Origin of the sequence: Xanthomonas sp. NCPPB 2922, from assembly GCF_041520885.1 — a bacterium.
Taxonomy (GTDB): Bacteria; Pseudomonadota; Gammaproteobacteria; order Xanthomonadales; family Xanthomonadaceae; genus Xanthomonas; species Xanthomonas campestris.
In genome coordinates, this window is sequence record NZ_JBGOFY010000019.1 from 23263 (window position 1) to 46004 (window position 22742).

12 protein-coding genes are annotated in these 22742 nt (G+C 67.1%); 9 read left to right on the top strand and 3 right to left on the bottom strand.

Annotated features, from left to right (window positions below; all coding sequences use genetic code 11):
• Positions 1 to 24 precede the first annotated feature (24 nt).
• Together ACD584_RS17635 and ACD584_RS17640 are read left to right on the top strand one after the other, a co-directional pair.
• Entirely contained in the window at positions 25 to 1008 is a 984-nt protein-coding gene (locus tag ACD584_RS17635; protein ID WP_070691097.1) for an HD-GYP domain-containing protein, read from the top strand.
• A gap of 329 nt (positions 1009 to 1337) precedes the next feature.
• Positions 1338 to 2768, top strand: coding sequence for a DHA2 family efflux MFS transporter permease subunit (locus ACD584_RS17640; protein ID WP_076037659.1), 1431 nt, complete (start codon positions 1338 to 1340; stop codon positions 2766 to 2768).
• A gap of 126 nt (positions 2769 to 2894) precedes the next feature.
• On the opposite strand, the gene ACD584_RS17645 is transcribed toward ACD584_RS17640, so the two are convergent.
• Positions 2895 to 3383, bottom strand: a complete 489-nt coding sequence (locus tag ACD584_RS17645; RefSeq protein ID WP_076037658.1) for a cysteine hydrolase family protein — start codon at positions 3381 to 3383, stop codon at positions 2895 to 2897.
• A gap of 205 nt (positions 3384 to 3588) precedes the next feature.
• On the opposite strand from ACD584_RS17645, the gene ACD584_RS17650 reads away from it, so the two are divergent.
• Positions 3589 to 4590 (top strand): GlxA family transcriptional regulator, encoded by a 1002-nt coding sequence (locus tag ACD584_RS17650; RefSeq protein ID WP_070691095.1) that lies wholly within the window; start codon positions 3589 to 3591, stop codon positions 4588 to 4590.
• Positions 4591 to 4900: 310 nt separating this feature from the next.
• Here ACD584_RS17650 and ACD584_RS17655 read toward each other — a convergent pair whose 3' ends face one another.
• Positions 4901 to 9910, bottom strand: coding sequence for an NAD-glutamate dehydrogenase domain-containing protein (locus tag ACD584_RS17655; protein ID WP_076037657.1), 5010 nt, complete (start codon positions 9908 to 9910; stop codon positions 4901 to 4903).
• A 288-nt stretch (positions 9911 to 10198) separates the two neighbouring features.
• Here ACD584_RS17655 and ACD584_RS17660 point away from each other — a divergent pair, with 288 nt between their 5' ends.
• Genes ACD584_RS17660 through ACD584_RS17670 form a run of 3 tightly spaced genes read left to right on the top strand, consistent with a single transcriptional unit; the run spans position 10199 to position 15366 of the window.
• Entirely contained in the window at positions 10199 to 10858 is a 660-nt protein-coding gene (locus tag ACD584_RS17660) for a TetR/AcrR family transcriptional regulator (RefSeq protein WP_011037509.1), read from the top strand.
• Positions 10859 to 10872: 14 nt separating this feature from the next.
• Positions 10873 to 12183, top strand: coding sequence for an efflux RND transporter periplasmic adaptor subunit (locus ACD584_RS17665; RefSeq protein ID WP_042597754.1), 1311 nt, complete (start codon positions 10873 to 10875; stop codon positions 12181 to 12183).
• Between the two features lie 12 nt (positions 12184 to 12195).
• A complete protein-coding gene (locus tag ACD584_RS17670) occupies positions 12196 to 15366 on the top strand; it encodes a multidrug efflux RND transporter permease subunit (protein WP_076037656.1) in 3171 nt (1056 codons plus the stop codon).
• 731 nt (positions 15367 to 16097) lie between these two features.
• Here ACD584_RS17670 and ACD584_RS17675 read toward each other — a convergent pair.
• Positions 16098 to 17093 (bottom strand): LacI family DNA-binding transcriptional regulator, encoded by a 996-nt coding sequence (locus ACD584_RS17675; RefSeq protein ID WP_116923812.1) that lies wholly within the window; start codon positions 17091 to 17093, stop codon positions 16098 to 16100.
• A gap of 162 nt (positions 17094 to 17255) precedes the next feature.
• Here ACD584_RS17675 and ptsP point away from each other — a divergent pair, with 162 nt between their 5' ends.
• From ptsP to ACD584_RS17690, 3 genes are all read left to right on the top strand, one after another.
• The gene (ptsP, locus tag ACD584_RS17680) at positions 17256 to 19772 is read left to right on the top strand and encodes a phosphoenolpyruvate--protein phosphotransferase (protein WP_076037653.1); all 2517 of its coding nucleotides are present in this window, start codon (positions 17256 to 17258) and stop codon (positions 19770 to 19772) included.
• Complete coding sequence (pfkB, locus tag ACD584_RS17685) at positions 19769 to 20725, top strand: 1-phosphofructokinase (RefSeq protein ID WP_076037652.1); 957 nt, start codon at positions 19769 to 19771, stop codon at positions 20723 to 20725. Before ptsP ends, pfkB begins: the two co-directional genes overlap by 4 nt.
• A gap of 152 nt (positions 20726 to 20877) precedes the next feature.
• Entirely contained in the window at positions 20878 to 22617 is a 1740-nt protein-coding gene (locus ACD584_RS17690; protein WP_076037651.1) for a PTS fructose transporter subunit IIC, read from the top strand.
• The last annotated feature ends 125 nt before the right edge of the window (positions 22618 to 22742 follow it).

Consider the following 22742-nt stretch of genomic DNA (forward strand, 5'->3'; position numbering starts at 1 on the left):
CGTACCGGTTCGCAAGGATTCCGCATGCCAGCCCGTCCCCTGCTCTGCGTTGACGATGAATCCAGCAATCTGGCCACCCTGCGCCAGTTGCTGCGCGACGACTATCCACTGGTATTCGCCAAATCCGGCGGTGAAGCCCTGGATGCGGTGGCCCGGCATGCGCCGGCGCTGATCCTGCTGGACGTGGAACTGCCGGACATGGATGGCTACGCAGTGGCGCGCACACTCAAGCAGGACCCGGACAGCACCGCCATCCCCATCCTGTTCGTGACCTCGCGCAGTACCGAGCACGACGAGCGCACCGGCCTGGAGGCAGGCGCCGCCGATTACGTGAGCCGGCCCTACTCCGCCGCCTTGCTCAAGGTGCGCATCGCCACGCATCTGACCCTGGCCGAAAATGCGCGCCTGGCGCAGCAATACCGCGACGCGATCCACCTGCTGGGCACCGCCGGCCAGGGCCAGGACGCGGACACCGGCGCGCATATCTGGCGCATGGCCGCCTATGCGCGCCTGCTAGCGGAGAAAGTCGGCTGGCCGCCCGCGCAGGCACAGCTGCTGGAAGATGCCGCGCCGCTGCATGACGCCGGCAAGATCGCCGTGCCCGGCAGCATCCTGCACAAGCCCGATTCCCTGGACGAGCACGAGCGCGAGGTGGTGCGCCAGCATCCGCAAGTGGGCCACGATCTGCTGCGGCACGGCCGCGGGCCGCTGTTCCAGCTGGCCGCCGATATCGCCCTGCACCACCACGAATGCTGGGACGGCAGCGGTTATCCGCAGGGCGTGGCGGGCGATGCCATCCCCGAAGCCGCACGCATCGTGGCGGTGGCCGATGTGTTCGATGCCCTGTGCGGGCGCCGCGCCTATAAGTCGCCGTGGGCGGTGGAAGACGCCATGCGCAAGCTCGACAGCATGGCAGGCAAACAGCTGGAGCCACGTTTGGTGCATGCATTTCGCGACGCCCTGCCGCAGATGCTGAAGATCAAGGACGCCTGGGATCGGGAGCGTTGAGAGCTGGGAATCGGGAGTAGGGAATCGGGAATGGGGGGGCACTGGGGGCGTTGTTGATTTTGGTGCTGTAGCGCGCACTTGGATTCGCCAGGCGGTGCGTCTGTCATGCGAGATGGCGAGAGTTCGGGCGATCGCTGGCCAACGATCTCGCCTAGTCGGGCACGCGCTTGCAAACCGCCACGTTGCGCACGCAGTGTTGCCCGCGGCGTGCTTGAACCATCTGGCCGGCAGGCGGACAATGCCCATGTTGCGCCGCACAACACCGTGCGACGCGGGCCGCTCCAGCCGTCGCACCGTGCTGTTGCAGCGGCCCCGCAACCGAGACTCCGATGTCCTCCAGCGTGTCCGAGGCCGGCGCAGCGCCGGCGCCGCGTTATCCCGATTACCGCATCATTTCGCTGATCCTGGCCTGCGCCATTTTCATGGAGCAGATGGATGCCACCGTGCTGGCGACGGCACTGCCGACCCTGGCGCGCGACTTCGGCGTGGCCGCGCCGGCGATGAGCATCGCCATGACCAGCTACCTGCTGGCGCTGGCGGTGCTGATCCCGGCCAGCGGCGCGATCGCCGACCGCTTCGGGCTGCGTCGCGTGTTCAGTGCCTCCATCTGGGTGTTCATCGGCGGCTCCATCCTGTGCTCGCTGGCCGACAGCCTGCCGACCATGGTGGCTGCACGGGTGCTGCAGGGCGCCGGCGGCGCGATGATGGCCCCGCTCGGGCGGCTGATCCTGCTGCGCACCGTGGAGCGCCGCCACCTGGTGTCCGCAATGGCCTGGACGCTGGTGCCGGCCTTCATCGGCCCGATGCTTGGGCCGCCGCTGGGCGGGTTCTTCGTGTCCTACCTGGACTGGCGCTGGATCTTCTACATCAACGTGCCAATCGGCATCGCCGGCTTTTTGCTGGTGCGGCGCTTCATTCCGTATATTCCCAGCGAATCTGCACCCGCGCGCTTTGATCTGCGCGGCTTCGTGCTGTGCGGCACCGCCCTGGGCTGCCTGCTGTTCGGGCTGGAAATGGTCAGCCAGGAAGATGGCATCCCGCGCGCCAGCTGGCTGCTGGCCATCGGTGGTGCCACGGCGCTGGGCTATCTGTGGCATGCGCGCCAGCATCCGGCACCGTTGCTGGATCTGAGCCTGCTGCGGATCGACTCGTTCCGGCTGTCGGTGATCGGTGGCGCGCTGATGCGCATTACCCAGGGCGCGCATCCGTTCCTGCTGCCGCTGCTGTTCCAGATCAGCTTCGGCTTCAGCGCCGCGCGCAGCGGGCGGCTGATCCTGGCCACCGCGCTGGGCGCGCTGCTGATGCGCAGCATCACCCCGCAATTGCTGCGCCGCTTCGGCTACCGCAACAGCCTGATCGGCAACGGCGTACTGGCCAGCCTGGGCTACATGGTGTGCGCGCTGTTCCGGCCAGACTGGCCGCCGGCGCTGATGTTCGGTTTGCTGCTGTGCTGCGGGGCGTTCATGTCGTTCCAGTTTGCCGCCTACAACACCATCGCCTACGAAAACGTGCCGGCCGCGCGCATGGGCCGCGCCAGCAGCCTGTACACCACGCTGCAGCAATTGATGCTGTCGGTCGGTGTGTGTGCCGGCGCGATGATCCTCAAGCTGGCGATGCTGGCGGGCGATCACCCGCAGCCGCAGCAACGCGATTTTTCGCTGGCGTTCTGCGTGGTCAGCCTGATCTCGCTCAGCGCCACGTGGTGGCACGTGCGCTTCGACAAGCATGCCGGGCAGGAAATGAGCGGGCATCGCGCCTGAGCCTGCGTCGCCGTGGCGACGCACTGCACTTGGCTGAGCGCGCGCCTGTCATCGCGTGATGGCTGATCAGGCGCGCGACGCTGCGGTGGTTGCACGCCTGCAGGCCGCAGCAACCAGCACCCCAGATCACAGCACCGTGCAACGCCCCGCCAGGCCGGACAGCGCAACGTCGCTGATCACCGCCGTTGGCGCAGCGCAGGCCGCAGCGATGATCGACACATCAAAACCAGCGGCGTCCGGCGACAGCGCGGTGTGGGTGATGCAGTGCTGCGTCATCATGCCGGCAAGCTGGATCGCTGCAACATTCGCACCGGCAAGCGTCTGTCCGAGCGAGGTGCCCAGAAAGCTATCGGCCTGATGCTTCTCGATCACCGTGCAGCCTTCGAGCGCCGCGGCAATCGCCGGATGAAACTCGGCGCCCACACTGCCATCGGCAAGGAACGGGCCATCGCCCGGTGCGGTGTGCCGGATGCCGATCACCACGTGGCCGGCCTGCTTGGCCTGCGCAATGTGCTCCAGGGCGCTGGCCAATGCCTGCTCGCTGTTCTCGATCGGGAAACGGCCACCGGGGAAGTAATCGTTCTGGATATCCACCACGATCAATGCAGTGTTCATGTGTTGCTCCTCGAATGTCAGGGGTTGCCGGGTGTGGCCAGCCACACGCCGGTGTGCAGCGGCGCAACGGGATCTCGGTGACGCGCAGCGGCACGAAAGCAGCAGGCAGCGGTTGATGTCGCTTCCGAAATCCACCGCCACAGCTTGACGGCGACATCCCGGCACCGATACTGGCCTGCGAGACCAACATCGATGAGATCGGGCCATGCGCACGCAACGTTCAGTCCACCCTAACCCTGCGCCGCTCTCGGTCGTGGTGGTGGCGCCAGCGGGCATCAGTCCCTTTCATCTGTCGGTGCCGATGATGATCTTCGACCTGCAGCCGGACGATCGCCCGCTGTTTACGCTGCGCATCGCCGCCGAAGACACGCGTGTCGCGCTGGCCGGAGGCCAGGTGGGCGTCACGCCGGACGGCGACCTGAGCCTGCTGGATCAGGCGGACGTGCTCATTGTTCCCGGCTGGGCCGATCTGGACCGTGCTCCCAGCGCCGCACTGCGCGCCGCGCTGGTCGCGGCGACTCAGCGCGGCGCGCACGTGGTGGGCCTTTGCTACGGTGCCTATGCGCTGGCCTATGCCGGCCTGCTGGACGGAAAACTGGCCTCGACGCATTGGCATGCCCAGGCCGATTTCCACCACCGCTTTCCGCGCGTTCGGCTGGACATGAATGCGCTTTACGTCGATGAGCAGCGCATCGTGACCTCGGCCGGAACCGGTGCGGCGCTGGATTGCTGCATGTATCTGGTGCGCAAGCTGTGTGGCGCGCGCCAGGCCAATGCGATCGCACGCATGATGGTGCTGCCCCCGCATCGCGATGGTGGCCAGGCGCAGTACATCGATCAGCCCGTGCCCGCCTCGCCACAGGATGCGGCCCTGAGCCGACTGCTGGACTTCATGCGCGCGGATCTGCAGCAGGATCATGCACTGGATGCACTGGCCGAGCGTGTGGCGATGAGCCGGCGCTCGTTCACCCGCCGCTTCCACCAGGCCACCGGCATGACCGTGGGTGAATGGCTCGGCGCCGAACGCCTGCGGCGTGCCAAGGATCTGCTCGAATCCACCGCGCTGTCGATCGAGCAGGTGGCCGAACGATCCGGTTACAAAACTGCGGTGTCGTTCCGGCAGCGCTTCAACCAGGCATTCCAGACCAGCCCGCGCGAATGGCGCAAGCGATTCACCCTGCTAGAGCAGGAATCGTTGCGGGTTTGAACAAGGCGTTTTCTGCGCATCGTCATGCGTTGCGTGACACGGATGACGCAAAAAAAAAGCGCCCGCAACTGCATGCGAGCGCTTTTCAAATCAGAGCGTCAGGCGACGCGGAGCACGCAGACCTTGCGTCCTGGGTGCAGCAACACGTAAACCGCCGCAGCCGTTGTTCCTGCCAGGCGTGGTCACGCTAATCACGCAGCACACCGGCACGCCTGCAAGGCCGAAAGCACCGGGCCACCACGCGCAACGCTGCCGCCTACCAAACGCACGACGGCGAAGCCGCAACTCCGCCGTCATGCCACACCTGCGATTACACGCCGTGCGCAGCCAACTGCCCCAACCGCTGCACGGCCACCGACACGGTCGGGTAGTCGAGCGTCTTCTGCTCGGCCACATCGCTCAGCATCGCCAGGGTGAAACGCAGGCTGGAGTCATCGCGTGCCAGCCAGTTGGCCACCTTGTCCTCGGCACTGGCGCCGGGCATCGACAACACCTGACCGGCCAGCGTGCGCTGGTGCGCGGCCAGCTCGTCGCGCAGCACGCCACGTGCCACCGCGTGCCAACGGCCGTTGACCTCCAGCGCGTCGATCTGCTCGAACAGCCAGGGCAGACGCAGCGCTTCGCCAAGACGGAAATGCACCTTGGAGACTTCCACCGGCTTGAGCTTGCGGGTGCGCGCCAGTTCGATGATGTCGAAGGCCGGTTCCAGGTAACGCAACTCGCACAGCTGTTGCGCCAGCTCGGGCGTGAGCCCCTTCTCCTGCCATTCCTGCACGCTGGCCTCGTACACCGGGCGCTGCGCATCCGGCAGCACGCCGGAGGCCACGCGGATGTCGTTGAACGGGCCGTGGTAGCGCTCCACCGCTGCAGTGATCCCCGGCATCTGGCCCGGGCGCGACAACAACCAGCGCACGAACGAGCGCTGCAGGCGCCAGATCACTTCCAGCGCGTCGATCTGCACCGATTCGGGCACCTTGCCGTCCAGCGCGTCGATCTGCGTCCACAGCGCGCGCGCATCCAGCGTTTCGCGGCTGATGGTGTAGGCCTTGGCCACTTCGGCAATGCTGCGGCCGGTGTCTTCCTGCATGCGCATCAGGAAGGTGGCGCCCATGCGATTGATGGTGGTGTTGGTCACCGCGGTAGCGATGATCTCGCGCTTGAGGCGGTGGCGCTCCATCGCATCGGCGTACTTTTTCTGCAGCGGCTGCGGGAAATACCGCTGCAGCTCCTTGGACAGGTACGGGTCCTCGGGGATGTCCGATTCCAGCAACTGCTGGAACGCCACCAGCTTGGAGTACGACAGCAGCACCGACAGCTCCGGCCGGGTCATGCCCTGCCCGCGTGCCTTGCGGGCAGACAGCTCGGCATCGGAAGGCAGGTATTCGATCTGGCGATCCAGCAGGCCCTGCAGCTCCAGCGTGCGAATGAAGTGCTGCTTGGAACCCAGGCGCTTGACGCTCATCCGCTCCATCAAACTGATGGCCTGGTTCTGGCGGTAGTTGTCCCACAGCACCAGGTCGGCCACTTCATTGGTCATCGACGCCAGCAGCTTGTTGCGCGCGTCGTAGGTGAGCTTCTTGGCCTGCACCACATCGTTGAGCAGGATCTTGATGTTCACCTCGTGATCGGAGGTGTCCACGCCGGCCGAGTTGTCGATGAAGTCGGTGTTGAGCAACACGCCGGTCTGCGCGGCCTCGATGCGGCCAAGTTGGGTCAAGCCTAAATTACCGCCCTCGCCCACCACCTTGCAGCGCAGCTCGCCACCATTGACGCGCAGGCCGTTGTTGGCGCGGTCGCCGACGTCGCCGTGCGACTCGCTGGACGCCTTGACGTAGGTGCCGATGCCGCCGTTCCAGAACAGGTCCACCGGCGCCTTGAGGATGGCGTTCATCAGCTCATTGGGCGAGAGCTGCTTGACGCTGGCGTCCAGCCCCAGCGCCTCGCGCACCGGTGCGCTGAGTTCGATCGACTTGAGCGTGCGCGGGTAGATGCCGCCACCGGCGCTGATCAGCTTGGCGTCGTAATCGGCCCAGCTGGAACGCGGCAACGCGAATAGCCGCTCACGTTCGGCGAAGGACACCGCCGCATCCGGGTTCGGGTCCAGGAAGATATGCCGGTGATCGAACGCCGCCAGCAGGCGGATGTGGCGCGACAACAGCATGCCGTTGCCGAACACGTCGCCGGACATGTCGCCGATGCCGACCACGCTGAAATCCTGGCTCTGGCAATCGCGTCCCAGTGCACGGAAGTGGCGCTTGACCGACTCCCACGCACCGCGCGCGGTGATGCCCATGCCCTTGTGGTCGTAACCGACCGAGCCACCGGAGGCGAATGCATCGCCCATCCAGAAGCCGTGGTCCAGCGCGAGGCCGTTGGCGATGTCCGAGAAAGTCGCCGTGCCCTTGTCGGCCGCCACCACCAGGTACGGGTCGTCCTGGTCATGACGCACTACCTGCGGCGGCGGCACGATCTTGCCGCCCACAATGTTGTCGGTAATGTCCAGCAGGCTCTGGATAAACAGCTTGTAGCAGGCGATGCCTTCGGCCTGGATCGCATCACGATCGCCGCCCACCGGCGAGCGCTTGACGTAGAAACCGCCCTTGGCACCGACCGGCACGATGACGGTGTTCTTGACCATCTGCGCCTTGACCAGGCCCAGCACCTCGGTACGGAAATCCTCGCGGCGGTCCGACCAACGCAGGCCGCCACGCGCCACAGCGCCAAAGCGCAGGTGCACGCCTTCCACGCGCGGGCCGTACACGAAGATCTCGCGGTACGGGCGCGGCTTGGGCAGGTCCGGCACCAGCGACGAATCCAGCTTGAAGCTGATGCAATGGCCGTGCTTGCCATCCTTGCTGGTCTGGTAATAGTTGGTGCGCAGCGTGGCGTCGATCACGTCGATGAAGCTGCGCAGGATGCGGTCTTCGTCCAGGCTGGAGACGCGGTCCATCAGCTTGAGCAAGGTGGCGCGGGAGGCTTCCTGCTGCGCGGCGCGGTCGCTGCCGCGCGCCTGCAGCACCGGTTCCAGTGCCTTCAGCGTGGCCTCGTCGCCGGCAGCCAGCACCGACAGCTGCTCGCGCAGACGCTCCTGCCCGGCAAGGATCTGCGCCTTGGTTTCACCGCCGGTGGACGGGTCGAAGCGTGCTTCGAACAATTCCACCAGCAAGCGGGCCAGCAGCGGGTAACGGGTAAAGGTGGCCTCGACATACGCCTGCGAAAACGGCGTGGCCGTCTGCAGCAGGTATTTGCAGTAGCCGCGCAGCAACGCGACCTGCCGCCAATGCAGGCCGGCAGCCAGGATTAGCCGGTTGAAGCCGTCGTTTTCCGCATCGCCATTCCAGATACGCTCGAACGCCTCGCCAAACGCCGCATCGGCGCTGCTGGCGTCGATGTGGCCGGCGGTGGATTCGACCTCGAAATCCTGGATGTAGACCGGCGTGTCGCTGACCTGCAAGCGGTACGGGCGCTCGGAGATCACTCGCAGGCCCATGTTTTCCATCATCGGCATCGCGTCGGACAACGGGATGTCGTCGAGCTGGCGGTACAGCTTCAGGCGCAGGCCGTCGCCGGTATCCAGGCGCACCGCGCTATCGCGGCGCACTTCCTGCAGGCTCAGATGCAGATCGTTAGGGCCATCCAGCGCGGCCAGGTGTTCGACGTCGGCGACCGCCGATTCGATCGACGAATCCTCGATGTAACCGGCCGGCAGCGCGCGGCCGAAATTGGCCGCCATGCGCAGGCCATGCGCTTCGCCATGACGGGCGACCAAGGCCTCACGCAGGGCGTCGTGCCAGTTGCGCAGCACGTGCGCCAGGCGGGCTTCCAGCGCGGTGGTGTCGAACTCCAGCGCCTCGCCACTCTTGGCACGCACGATCAAGTGCAACTGCGCCAACGGCGATTCGCCCAGCACCACGCTCGAATCGATGTACTCGCCATGCAGCGCATCTTTCAGCAGCGCTTCGATGCGCAGACGCACATCGGTGTTGAAGCGCTCACGCGGGATATACACCAGCGCGGAAATGAAACGGCTGTACTTGTCGCGACGCAGGAACATGCGGCTGCGCACGCGCTCCTGCAGCCCCAGGATGCCGATCGCGGTGCGATACAGCTCGTCCTGGTTGGACTGGAACAACTCCTCGCGCGGCAGCGTTTCCAGGATGTGGCGCAGCGCCTTGCCGCTATGGCTGCTTGGGGTCAGCCCGGACTTGCTCATCACGTATTCGTAGCGCTGGCGCACCAGCGGGATTTCCCACGGGCGGCGGTTGTATGCGCTGGAAGTGAACAGGCCCAGGAAGCGCTGCTCGCCGACGATGCGGCCCTTGGCATCGAATTCCAGGATGCCGATGTAATCCATGTAGCCCACCCGATGCACACGCGAACGTGCATTGGTCTTGGTCAGGATCAGCGCGTCCTTGAGCTTGGCCGAGGTGTTCAGGCCATGCGCGGCCAGCGAGGTCACCGGCCGTGCCGGCGAAATGTCATGCCCGCGCATCAGGCCCAGGCCGCTTTCTTCCACCGGCGCCAGCACCTCCTGGCCGTCCTGCTTCTCCACGCGGTATTCGCGGTAGCCGAAGAAGGTGAAGTGGTCCGAGGCCGCCCAGCGCAGGAATTCCTGGGCTTCGTGGCGGCTGATGTCGTCCATCGGCAAGCGGCGCGTGGCCAGGTCGTCGGCCAGCATCACCATCTTTTCGCGCATCGCGGCCCAGTCGTGCACGATCGCGCGCACTTCGGCCAGCACCTTGCGGATGGCCGCCTCCACCTTGGGCATTTCGTCGGCCGGCTGGCGGTCGATCTCCAGCACCATCAGCGATTCGCTCTTGCCCTCGCCCACCGCGGTGAGCTTGCCGCCCTTGTCGCGCGCAATGCGCAGCACCGGGTGGCCAAGCACGTGCACGCCGATCCCCAGTTCCGACAGCGTCATGCTCACCGAGTCCACCAGGAACGGCATGTCGTCGTTGACGATCTGCAGCAGCGTGTGCGGCGACTCGTAGCCGTGGCTCTTCAGGGTCGGGTTGAACACCCGCACATTGACCGTGCCGGCCTTGCGCGTACGCGCAAACTCCAGCATGTCCGCCGCCAGCGCCGCCCACTGTTCCGGCGGGTGGTTGGGAAACTCGTCTTCTTCCATGCGGCGGTAGAAATCGGCGGCGAACAGCTGCACTTCCGACTGACGCGCGGCCGGGTAGCGCTTGCGCAATGCGGCAAACACCGGCTCGAGGGTGATCTCCTGCGGAGCAGTGGCGACCACGGGGACGGCACGTTCGGCGACCGGCTTGGCTGACGTCGTGGACGAGTTCGAAGCGGCTTTCTTGGCTTTCATGAGAGAGCTGGGATGCTCGGTGGAAAACCTGAATTGTACCGATGCACGATGACGACGCCTTGCTGCATAGCGCAAACGCAGGCAGGCCAGGCTTTTGCAAACTGGAGCAACGCCGGCGGCGGCGCATTACAGGAGTGAAGCGTCGCCCAACCGCCTCTTGAGGGCCTCGATTGCCCGCGCGCCAGACGGCGCAAGGCTTGCGGACCTGGGTCGCAGAAAAGTTGCGCAGACCAGGCGGGCGTCGTCAAGGCTGTTTAAAAACTAAACTGGACGGTATAGTCTACCGCCATGACCCCTCGTTCCCCCCGTGCTGCCCGGCGTTCGGACTGCGACCGCCGTATCCACGCTGCCGTGCACGCGCTGCTGGCCGAGCGCGGCATGCGGGTGAGCATGACGGCGGTGGCCGAGCGTGCGGGCTGTTCCAAGCAGACCCTCTACAGCCACTACGGCTGCAAGGAAAACCTGCTGCGCGATGTGCTGCAGGAACACGTACAGCTGGCCACGGTGCCGCTCGGGACTGCCACCGGCGACCTGCGTGAAGACCTGCTGGCCTTCGCATTGGCCCATCTTGACCGGCTCAATCGCCCGGATGTGCTACAGACGTGCCGTCTGGTGGAGGCGGAATCGCACCGGTTCCCCGGCCAGTCGCAGCAGATCTTCCATGAAGGCGTGGTTGGCATGCAGGAACGACTTGCGTCGCGGTTTGCACAAGCGATCGACGCCGGTCAGCTGCGGCATGACGATCCGCACTTCATGGCCGAGCTGCTGCTCAGCATGATTGTTGGCCTGGATTTCGACCGTCAGCGCTTTCAAGTGCCACACCGCGCCGGCCTGCCCGCCAGGCAGCAGTGGGCACAGTTCGCTGTCGACACGTTTATGCGTGCGTTCGCCGCGGTGGTCACGCCGCCCCGGACGCCCGCGCGTTCCTTTCTCACTTCAAGACCCTAACGGAGTTCCTCCTCATGATTGCCCCGCTCCGCACCTTCGGCCTGGCCTGTGCCATCACCGTGGCGCTCGCTGCCTGCAGCAAGCCCGAACAACAGCAGGCTCCGCCGCCGCCGGAAGTGTCGGTGCTGGAAATGAAACCGCAGACGCTGCCGCTGGAACGTGACCTGGTCGGTCGCCTCTCGGCGTTCCGCTCGGCCGACGTGCGTGCCCGTGTGGACGGGGTGCTGCTCAAGCGCCTGTACACCGAAGGCACCGACGTCAAGGAAGGCCAGCCGCTGTTCGAGATCGACCCGATGCCGCTGCGCGCAACGCTGCTGCAGGCACAGGGCCAGCTGGCTGCCGCCGAGGCAACCTATGCCAACGCCAAGATCGCCGCGCAGCGCGCGCGCAGCCTGGCGCCGCAGCAGTACGTCTCGCGCGCCGACATCGACACCGCCGAAGCCACTGAGCGCTCGTCCGGCGCCAGCGTGCAGCAGGCGCGCGGTGTGGTCGAGTCCGCACGCATCCAGCTCAGCTTCGCCAGCGTGACCTCGCCGATCACCGGCCGCGCCGGCATTCAGCGCGTCACCGAAGGCGCGCTGGTCGGGTCGGGTGAAGCCACCTTGCTGACCACGGTCGACCAGATCGACCCGCTGTACGTGAACTTCGCCATGAGCAGCGAAGAACTGGCGGCACTGCGTCAGGCGCAGAGCAGCGGCAACGTCCAGCTCAGCGGCGACGGCAAGTCCACCATCAACGTGGAACTGGGCAACGGCACGCAGTACCCGCACCCCGGCACGCTGGACGTGTCCGCGGTGACGGTGGACCCGAGCACCGGTGCGGTGTCGCTGCGCGCCACCCTGCCAAACCCGGAAATGGCGCTGCTGCCAGGCGCGTTCGTGACCTTCAAGGCCAGCCTGGGCCAGCGCAACAACGCCTATCTGGTGCCGCAGCAGGCGCTGCAGCGCGATGCCACCGGCGCCTACGCGCTGGTGCTGGGCAAGGACGGCAAGGTGGTCCGCAAGAACCTCACCGTGGATGGCCAGCAGAAGGGCCAGTGGATCGTCACCGCCGGCGTCGCGCAGGGCGATCAGGTCATCGTCGACGGCGTGCAGAAGGCGAAGGAAGGCCAGCCCGCCAAGGGCGTGCCGTGGGATCCGAACAAGCCCGCGCAGGGCGGCCAGCCCGGTGCGCCGGGTGCCGCCCCCGCCGCGGGTCAGGCCGGCAACGGCCAGGGCGCACCGGCGGGCGCCGGCAAGGCCGACGCTGCCGCTCCGGCGGCTGGCGAACAGCCCAAGTCCGATGACGCGGCCCAGCCGTCCGATTCCCAGTCCAAGCAGCAGTGACGGAACCCCGCCATGCCTAAGTTTTTTATCGAACACCCGGTCTTTGCCTGGGTGGTGGCGATCCTGATCTCGCTCGCGGGCGTGATCTCGATCCTGAATCTGGGTATCGAGTCGTACCCCACGATCGCCCCGCCGCAGGTCACCGTCACCGCCAACTTCCCCGGTGCCAGCGCCGATACCGCCGAAAAGGCGGTGACGCAGGTCATCGAACAGCAGCTCACCGGTATTGACCACCTGCTGTACTTCAACTCCTCGTCGGCCTCCAACGGCCGCGTGACCATCACGCTGACCTTCGAAACCGGCACCGACGCGGATATCGCGCAGGTGCAGGTGCAGAACAAGGTGTCGCTGGCCACGCCGCGCTTGCCTTCGGAAGTGACCCAGCAGGGTGTGGTGGTGGCCAAGGCCAACGCCGGCTTCCTGATGGTGGCCGCGCTGCGCTCGGACAACCCGTCGATCGACCGCGACGCGCTCAACGACATCGTCGGTTCGCGCGTGCTCGAGCAGATCTCGCGTGTGCCCGGCGTGGGCAGCACCAACCAGTTCGGCGCCGAGTACGCCATGAACATCTGGTTGAACCCGGAGAAGCTGCAGGGCTACAACCTGTCGGCCACCCAGGTGCTGACCGCGGTGCGTAACCAGAACGTGCAGTTCGCGGCCGGTTCGGTCGGTGCCGACCCCACCCCGCAGGGCATCAGCTTCACCGCGACCGTCTCGGCCGAAGGCCGTTTCAGCTCGCCGCAGGAGTTCGAAAACATCATCCTGCGTACCGATAACAACGGTGCCACGGTGCGGCTTAAAGACGTTGCACGCGTCACGGTGGGCCCGAGCAACTACGGCTTCGACACCCAGTACAACGGCAAGCCGACCGGTGCCTTTGGTATCCAGTTGCTGCCGGGCGCCAATGCGCTGAACGTCTCCGAGGCGGTCGGTGCCAAGCTCGACGAGCTGCAGCCCACCTTCCCGCAGGGCGTGACCTGGTTTGCGCCGTACGAGTCCACCACCTTCGTGCGTATCTCCATCGAAGAAGTGGTGCACACGCTGGTGGAAGCCATCGTGCTGGTGTTCCTGGTGATGCTGCTGTTCCTGCAGAACTTCCGCGCCACGGTCATCCCGACCCTGGTGATCCCGGTGGCGCTGCTGGGCACGTTCTTCGGTATGTACGTGATCGGCTTCACCATCAACCAGCTGACGCTGTTTGCGATGGTGCTGGCGATCGGCATCGTGGTGGACGACGCGATCGTGGTGATCGAGAACGTCGAGCGCATCATGAGCGAGGAGCACCTGGAGCCGAAGGCGGCCACCCAGAAGGCGATGACCCAGATCACCGGCGCGGTGGTGGCCATCACCGTGGTACTGGCGGCGGTGTTCATTCCCTCGGCCATGCAGCCGGGCGCCTCGGGCGCGATCTACAAGCAGTTCGCACTGACCATCGCGATGGCGATTGCGTTCTCCGCGTTCCTGGCGCTGAGCTTCACACCGGCCCTGTGCGCGGCGTTCCTGAAGTCCACCCATTCGGACAAGAAGAACTGGATCTACCGCACCTTCGACAAGTACTACGACAAGCTGGCGTATCGCTATGTGGGCGTGGTCGGCAACACGCTCAAGCGTTCGCCGGCCTGGATGGTGGTGTTCGTGGTGCTGGTGGTGCTGTGCGGGTTCCTGTTCACGCGCATGCCGGGTAGCTTCCTGCCGGAAGAAGACCAGGGCTTTGCCGTGGCCATCGTGCAGCTGCCGCCGGGTGCCACCAAGATCCGCACCAACGAGGCCTTCGCGCAGATGCGTGCGGTGCTGGAAAAGCAGCCGGCCGTGGAAGGCATGCTGCAGATCGCCGGCTTCAGCTTCCTGGGTTCGGGCGAAAACGTCGGCATGGGCTTCATCCGGCTCAAGCCGTGGGAAGAGCGTGACGTCACCGCCGAGCAGTTGATCCAGCAACTCAACGGTGCCTTCTACGGCATCAAGGGCGCGCAGATCTTCGTGGTCAACCTGCCCACCGTGCAGGGTCTTGGCCAGTTCGGCGGCTTCGACATGTGGCTGCAGGACCGTTCCGGTGCAGGCCAGGAGGCGCTGACCCAGGCCCGCAACATCGTGCTCGGCAAGGCGGCGCAGAAGCAGGACACCGTGGTGGGCGTGCGCCCGAACGGCCTGGAAAACTCGCCGCAGCTGCAGTTGCATGTGGACCGCGTGCAGGCGCAGTCGATGGGCCTGGAAGTCAGCGACATCTACAGCTCGATCCAGCTGATGCTGGCCCCGGTGTACGTCAACGACTACTTCTCCGAAGGCCGCATCAAGCGCGTCAACATCCGTGCCGACGACCAGTTCCGCACCGGCCCCGAGTCGCTGCGCAACTTCTTCACCCCCAGCAGCACGGCCACCGGTGCAGATGGTCAGCCGGGGATGATCCCGCTGAGCAACGTGGTCAAGGCAGAGTGGACCTACGCCTCGCCGGCGTTGAACCGCTACAACGGCTATTCGGCGGTGAACATCGTCGGTAACCCGGCCCCGGGCGGCAGCTCCGGCCAGGCAATGCAGGCGATGGAGGAGATCGTCAACAACGATCTGCCGCCGGGCTTCGGCTTCGACTGGAGCGGCATGTCGTACCAGGAAATCATCGCCGGTAACGCCGCCACGCTGCTGCTCGCCTTGTCGGTGGTGGTGGTGTTTCTCTGCCTGGCGGCGCTGTACGAAAGCTGGTCGATTCCGGTGGCCGTGCTGTTGGTGGTGCCGATCGGTGTGCTGGGTGCGATCACCTTCTCGATGCTGCGTGGCCTGCCGAACGATCTGTACTTCAAGATCGGCATGATCACGGTGATCGGCCTGGCGGCGAAGAACGCGATCCTGATCGTGGAGTTCGCAGTCGAGCAGCGCGCGGCCGGCAAGACGCTGCGCGAGGCAACGCTGGAAGCGGCGCATCTGCGCTTCCGCCCGATCCTGATGACCTCGTTCGCGTTCATCCTGGGTGTGTTGCCGCTGGCCATTTCCACCGGCGCCGGCGCCAACTCGCGTCACTCCATCGGTACCGGCGTGATCGGCGGCATGGTGTTCGCCACCGTGCTCGGCGTGATCTTCATCCCGCTGTTCTTCGTGGTGGTCCGCCGCATGCTCGGCGACAAGCTCGACGAGCCGTCCAAGGAATACCTGGCCGTGCAGAACGACAGCGGCACGCATCGCCCGGATCGTTGAGTCAGGCGTTCGCTGTAAACCAAAAAGCCCCGGCAATGCCGGGGCTTTTTTTTGTGTGCTGTAGCAACGAAACGCGATGCCCCGTAGGAGCGCCCTTGGGCGCGATGGAGCTTCACCGCCTCAGCGTATCGAAGTGATTCGACAGTGCGGATAGATCAGTTGTAGAGCCGCTGATCTGCGGCTTCGGTGCAGGCCCTTGCCCGCCTACCATCGCGGGACACGCTGCAAGTACGTCCCTGTAGGGAGTTTTGGTTGTCTGGACGTGACTGGAGAGTGCGGATAAATCAGGTGTAGAGCTGCTGATCTGCAGCTTTGCTGCAGGGCCCTTGCCCGCCTACCCTCGCGGGACACGGCGCAAGTACGTCCATGTAGCCTCTTACGCGGCATCCATGCCGCGTAAGGTCCCGCGACGGTAGGCAGGCAAGGACCAGTCGAGATGATCGGTGTGCATGGTTGCCAGCAGGGCATGACGTGCTTCTAATTGGCCAGCTATCGTGTTCTGCGAACCATGCCAGCAAGCCTGCGCAACGTGCGAAGCGACCAGCTTTTTATCCGGCTACCGACCAACGTCCTGGTGCGGTGCCCTCGCCGCTTGCGGGACCGTGTGGCGGCATGGATGCCGCCACCGAGCCCCCAGGGACGGGTTCACGGCGTGTCCCGCGAGCGGTGAGGGCACCGCACGCGCGACGAGCCAGGATTTTTGGCCGGCGCTGGGCGCTACTTCGGGACGGTCAGATAGCCGGCCTGCGGGCGCCGGTGGAGCCACGCACCACGCAGCGGCCGGTCATCACCATGCGGCGGATCGGCAGCTGCGGGCTGGCCAGGCGTTCGAGCAGCAGCGACATCGCCGCGCGGCCCATGTCCTCCACCGGCTGTTCGACCACTGTGATGCCCGGTTCGACCAGATCGGTCCAGCGCTCGTTATCGAATCCCGCCAGCGCCAGGTCCTGCGGCAGCCGCAGGCCGGCCGTACGTGCGGCCTTCAATGCGCCCATCAGCAGCAGGCTGTTACTGGTGACGATGGCCTCGGGGCGGTCGGTGGCCGCCAGCCAGTGCTCCAGTTCGGCAATCGCGGCCTCGGCGGTGGGTGCCACTTCGCGGTAGTCCGGTGCCAGACCCTGGGCATGCATGGCGGCCAGGTAGCCGTCGCGGCGCTCGGCCGCGGTGGTGCTGGTGCTGCCGAACAACCCGCCGATGCGGCGGTAGCCCTGCGCCTGCAGATGCGCGACCAGCTCGGCCATGGCCGCGGCGTTGTCCAGCACCACGCTGTCGTAGCGGCTGCCGGGGCCGGCGCGGTCCACCAGCACGGTGGGGTAATCCAGTACCAGCTCGTGCATGCGCCCCACCGTGACCCGGGTGGGCGCGAAGATCAGCCCGGTGATGCGTTCTTCCTGCATCAGCTCCAGGTACAGCGCCTCGCGCTCGGGATCTTCATCGGTATTGCACAGGGTCACGCGCATACCGGCCTTGTAAGCGACCTCTTCCACGGCACGGATCAGCGCGGTGAAGTACGGGTTGCGGATGTCGGCCACGATCACCCCGAGGATGCCGGAGTGCTGGGATCGCAATCGCCGCGCCATCAGGTTGGGGCGATAGCCGGTCTTGCGCACCGCAGCCTCCACCTTGGCGCGCACTTCTTCGCTCACCGGGCCGGTGCCCAAGGCACGCGACACCGTGGACTTGGACACTCCGGCCACGCGGGCCACGTCATTGATGCTGATACTCACTGGGACCGTTCCCGCTCCATATTGCGCACCTGGACCCAGGCGCCCTGCCATTCCGATGCTAACCCGAAAGCACTACAGGGTTTTTGTGCACCGCACATTGACCTGGACCGTGGGAACGTTCCCACTATACTTCCCTGCCGTCCCCCACCCCCGGAGCCCGCCTTGTCCTCTCCGTCGATTGCCCCCGTCACCCCCGACCTGGTGCGCCTGCGCGCCACCGCCCGCGACAAGGACGACGCCATTGCCCAGGCCGCCCAGCTGCTGGTGGCAGCCGGTTGCGTGGCGCCGGGCTACGACGCCAGCATGCGGCGCCGCGAAGGCCTGGCGAATACCTTCCTGGGCCACGGCCTGGCGATCCCGCACGGCGTGGGCGAAGACCGGCACCTGGTGCGCCGCGACGGCATCGCGGTGTTGCAGCTGCCCGAGGGCGTGGAATGGAATCCCGGCCAGACCACCCGCCTGGTGGTGGGCATCGCCGCCCAGTCCGACACCCACATCACCCTGCTGCGCCGGCTGACCCGCCTGATCCAGGATCCCGCCCAGCTGGAAGCGCTGTTCACCACCGACGACCCGGCCGTGATCGTGGCCGCGCTGACCGGCGACCGCGCACCCGACACCAGCGCCGCCCCGGCCACCGACCTGGCCGAACGGTTCGAATGGACCATCGCCTACCCCAGCGGCCTGCATGCGCGTCCGGCCACCCGCTGGGCGGAGACCGCGCGCGGCTTTTCGGCCCGCGCCCAGGTCCGCGCCGGCGACCAGGCCGCCGATGCCAAGAGCCTGGTCGGCCTGCTGCAACTGGGCCTGCGCGCCGGCGACAGCATTACCGTCTCGGCCGAAGGCAGCGATGCCCCCGCCCTGCTCAAGCGCCTGCGCGCGGTGATGGACAGCCTGACCGCGCAGGAAAAGGCCGATGCCGAACGTGCCGCGCAACGCCGCGCCGCACCGGTCATCGGCTGGACCCCGCCGCAGGCACAGCCGGCCATCGTCGGCATCGGCGCCAGCCCGGGCGTGGCGATCGGCATCGTGCACCGCCTGCGTGCCGCGCAGACCGAGGTGGCCGACCAGCCGATCGGCCTGGGCGACGGCGGCGTGCTGCTGCATGACGCCCTCACCCGCACCCGCCAGCAGCTGGCCGCCATCCAGGACGACACCCAGCGCCGCCTGGGCGCCTCGGACGCGGCGATCTTCAAGGCCCAGGCCGAGCTGCTCAACGACACCGACCTGATCACCCGCACCTGCCAGCTGATGGTCGAAGGCCACGGTGTGGCGTGGTCGTGGCACCAGGCGGTGGAACAGATCGCCTCTGGCCTGGCGGCGCTGGGCAACCCGGTGCTGGCCGGCCGCGCCGCTGACCTGCGCGACGTGGGCCGCCGTGTGCTGGCCCAACTCGACCCGGCCGCCGCCGGCGCCGGCCTCACCGACCTGCCCGAGCAGCCCTGCATCCTGCTCGCCGGCGACCTGTCGCCGTCGGACACCGCCAACCTCGACACCGATTGCGTGCTTGGCCTGGCCACCGCCCAGGGCGGGCCGACCTCGCACACCGCGATCCTGTCGCGCACGCTCGGCCTGCCGGCGCTGGTCGCGGCTGGCGGCCAGTTGCTGGATATCGAAGACGGCGTCACCGCCATCATCGACGGCAGCAGCGGCCGGCTCTACATCAACCCCTCCGAGCTGGACCTGGACGCCGCCCGCGCGCATATCGCCGAGCAGCAGGCCATCCGCGAGCGCGAAGCCGCCCAGCGCGCCCTGCCCGCCGAAACCACCGACGGCCACCACATCGACATCGGCGCCAACGTCAACCTGCCCGAGCAGGTGGCCATGGCCTTGATCCAGGGCGCCGAAGGCGTGGGCCTGATGCGCACAGAGTTCCTGTTCCTGGAGCGCGGCAGCACGCCCACCGAGGACGAGCAGTACCAGACCTACCTGGCAATGGCACAGGCCCTGAATGGCCGCCCGCTGATCGTGCGTGCGCTGGACATCGGCGGCGACAAGCAGGTGGCGCACCTGGAGCTGCCGCACGAAGAAAACCCGTTCCTGGGCGTGCGTGGCGCGCGCCTGCTGCTGCGCCGCCCCGACCTGCTCGAGCCACAGCTGCGGGCGCTGTATCGCGCGGCCAAGGACGGCGCACGGCTGTCGATCATGTTCCCGATGATCACCTCGGTGCCGGAGCTGATCAGCCTGCGCGAGATCTGCGCACGCATCCGCGCCGAACTCGACGCACCGGAGCTGCCGATCGGCATCATGATCGAAGTGCCCGCCGCCGCCGCCCAGGCCGATGTGCTGGCACGGCACGCAGATTTCTTCTCGATCGGCACCAACGACCTCACCCAATACGTGCTGGCAATCGACCGCCAGAACCCGGAACTGGCCGCCGAAGCCGACAGCCTGCATCCGGCGGTGCTGCGCATGATCCGCAGCACGATTGACGGCGCGCGCAAGCACGACCGCTGGGTCGGGGTGTGCGGCGGGCTGGCCGGCGATCCGTTCGGCGCCAGCCTGCTGGCCGGGTTGGGCGTGCAGGAATTGTCGATGACGCCCAACGACATTCCCGCAGTCAAGGCGCGCCTGCGTGGCACGGCGCTGAGCACCTTGCAGCAGTTGGCCGAGCAGGCGCTGCACTGCGAAACCGCCGAGCAGGTGCGTGCGCTTGAAGCGCAGCGCGAGGCCCAGGCATGAGCCTGCAGGCCATCACCGTCACGCTGAATCCGGCGATCGACCAGACCATCCAGCTCGATCGCCTGCAACCTGGCGCCGTGCACCGCGCCAGCAGCGTGCGCAACGATGCCGGCGGCAAGGGCATCAACGTGGCCGCCTGTCTGGCCGACTGGGGCAGCCAGGTCGCCGCGCTTGGCGTGCTTGGAGTCGGTAACGCAGGGGTGTTCGAAGCGCTGTTTCGCGAGCGCGGCATTACCGATCACTGCCAACGTGTGGCCGGCGACACCCGTACCAACCTCAAATTGGTCGAAGCGCAGGTCAACGAGACCACCGACATCAATCTGCCCGGCCTGCAACTGGACCAGGCGCATCTGCAAGGCGTGGCCGACCATCTGGCCCCGCTGCTGCGCGCCGGCTTGCCGGTGGTGCTCTCCGGCAGCCTGCCAGCCGGCCTGCCCGAGGACAGCTGGGCGCAGCTGCAGGCGCAGGCCAGCGCGGCGGGTGCACGCGTCCTGCTCGACACCAGCGGTGCGCCGCTGGTGGCCGCACTCGGTGCCGCTCCCGCCGCAATGCCGTATGCGGTGAAGCCGAACCGCCACGAACTGGAAGCCTGGACCGGCCATCCGCTCGGCGACCGCGCCGCACTCACCGCCGCCGCGCATGCGCTGATCGCCCGCGGCATCCAGCTGGTGGTGATTTCCATGGGCACCGAAGGCGCGCTATTCGTGCAGCGCGACCAACAGCTCATTGCGCGCCCGCCATGGCTGGCGCAAGGCAGCAGCGTGGGCGCCGGCGATGCCATGGTGGCCGGCCTGGCGGCCGCGTTGCTGGACGACGCCACCGCGCTGGAACAGTGCGCGCGGCTGGCCACGGCGTTTTCGATGTGCCGGCTGGAAAGCGGCGACGCGCGCCGGATTACGCCCGAAGGCGTGCGCCGCGCCGCCGCCGCCGTCGTCATCGAGGCGGTGCCGTGAGCGCAGCCGTCCACCGGCCGCAGCGCGCTGCGCTGTACGCGCCATCGCCAGCTGTGCCGCCTTGCCACGCTGCGACGCAGCAGCCGCGCGCCTAGCCCTTCGAATCCCCCCGCCGGCTGCGCCGGCGACCGCAATACAGCAGGAGTTTTGCCATGTCCTCTTCCATCGTGGTCATCGCCGCCGGCGAACGCAGTACCGAGGCCGTCCTGGCCGCCGAAGCGCTGCGACGTGCGGCCACTGCCGCCGGCCGCAGCGTGACGATCGAAATCCGCAGCGACCAGGGCGTGCTGGGTGCCCTGCCCGCCGAGCTGACCCGTGGCGCGGCCCAGGTGCTGGTGATCGGCGATGCCGACGCCGACACCGCCCGCTTCGGTGACGCGCCGCTGCTGCGCCTGAGCCTGGGCGCGGTGCTGGACGACCCGGCCGCCGCGGTCAACCAGCTCGCCACACCAGCAAGTGCAGGCGCCACGCCCAACGCGGGCGGTGCGTCTTCCAATGCCAGCAAGCGCATCGTGGCAATCACCTCCTGCCCCACCGGCATCGCGCACACCTTCATGGCCGCCGAAGGCCTGCAGCAGGCCGCCAAGAAACTCGGCTACCAGATGCGGGTGGAAACCCAGGGCTCGGTGGGCGCGCAGGATGCATTGACCGACGAGGAGATCCGCGACGCCGACGTGGTCATCATCGCTGCCGACCGCGAAGTGGACTTGGCCCGTTTCGGTGGCAAGCGGCTGTTCAAGAGCGGCACTAAGCCGGCGATCAACGATGGCCCGGCCCTGATCACCAAGGCGCTGGCTGAGGCCGGCGTGCATGGCGGCAGCGCACCGGTGGCTGGCGCGGCAAAACCCGAGGGCAAGGCCAACGGCCGCACCGGCGCCTACAAGCATCTGATGACCGGCGTATCGTTCATGCTGCCCTTCGTCACCGCCGGCGGCCTGTTGATCGCGCTGGCCTTCGCGCTCGGCGGCATCTATGCCGGCGACGACGCGCACCAGGGCACGCTGGCCTGGTCGCTGTTCCAGATCGGCGCCAAGGCCGGCTTCACCCTGATGGTGCCTGCACTGGCCGGCTACATCGCCTACTCCATCGCCGACCGCCCCGGCATTGCGCCCGGCATGATCGGTGGCCTGGTCGCCGCCAACCTCAACGCCGGTTTCCTCGGCGGCATCATCGCCGGCTTCATCGCTGGCTACGGCGTGGCCGCGCTCAACCGCTACATCAAGCTGCCGCGCAACCTCGAAGGGCTCAAGCCGGTATTGATCCTGCCCGTGCTCGGCACGCTGCTGGTCGGCCTGGCGATGATGTACGTGTTCGGCCAACCAGTGGCCGACCTGCTGGCCTGGCTCACCGCCTGGCTGCGCGGCATGCAGGGCAGCAGTGCGCTGCTGCTGGGCCTGTTGCTGGGCGGCATGATGGCCTTCGACATGGGCGGGCCGGTCAACAAGGCCGCCTACGCGTTTTCCACCGGTCTGATCGCCAGCCAGGTCTACACCCCGATGGCCGCGGCCATGGTGGCCGGCATGACCCCGCCGCTGGGCATTGCGCTGGCCACCTGGGTGTTCCGCAACCGCTTCACCCTCGAAGAACGCGGCTCGGCCACCGCTGCCGGCGTGCTCGGGCTGGCGTTCGTCACCGAAGGGGCGATTCCGTACGCCGCACGCGACCCGCTGCGCACCATTCCCGCCCTGGTGATCGGCTCGGCCGTGGCCGGTGCGATCTCGATGTCGGTCGGCGCCGAACTGAAGGCGCCGCATGGCGGCATCTTCGTGTTGCTGATCCCCAACGCCGTGACCCACCTGGCGATGTACGTGCTGGCCTTGCTCGCCGGCGTGGTGGTTACCGCCGTGGCCCTGCGCCTGCTCAAGAAGCCGGTGGCCGACGTCGTCGCCTGACGCCGGCACCCTGCGGCGGCCGCGTGCCGCCGCACCCGACGTGCCGGACGCGCGTCACCCCTGATCGATCACCGCTGCGCCGCGTACCGATGTGCGCCGCCAACGGCTTGCCCACCCCCGTGCTG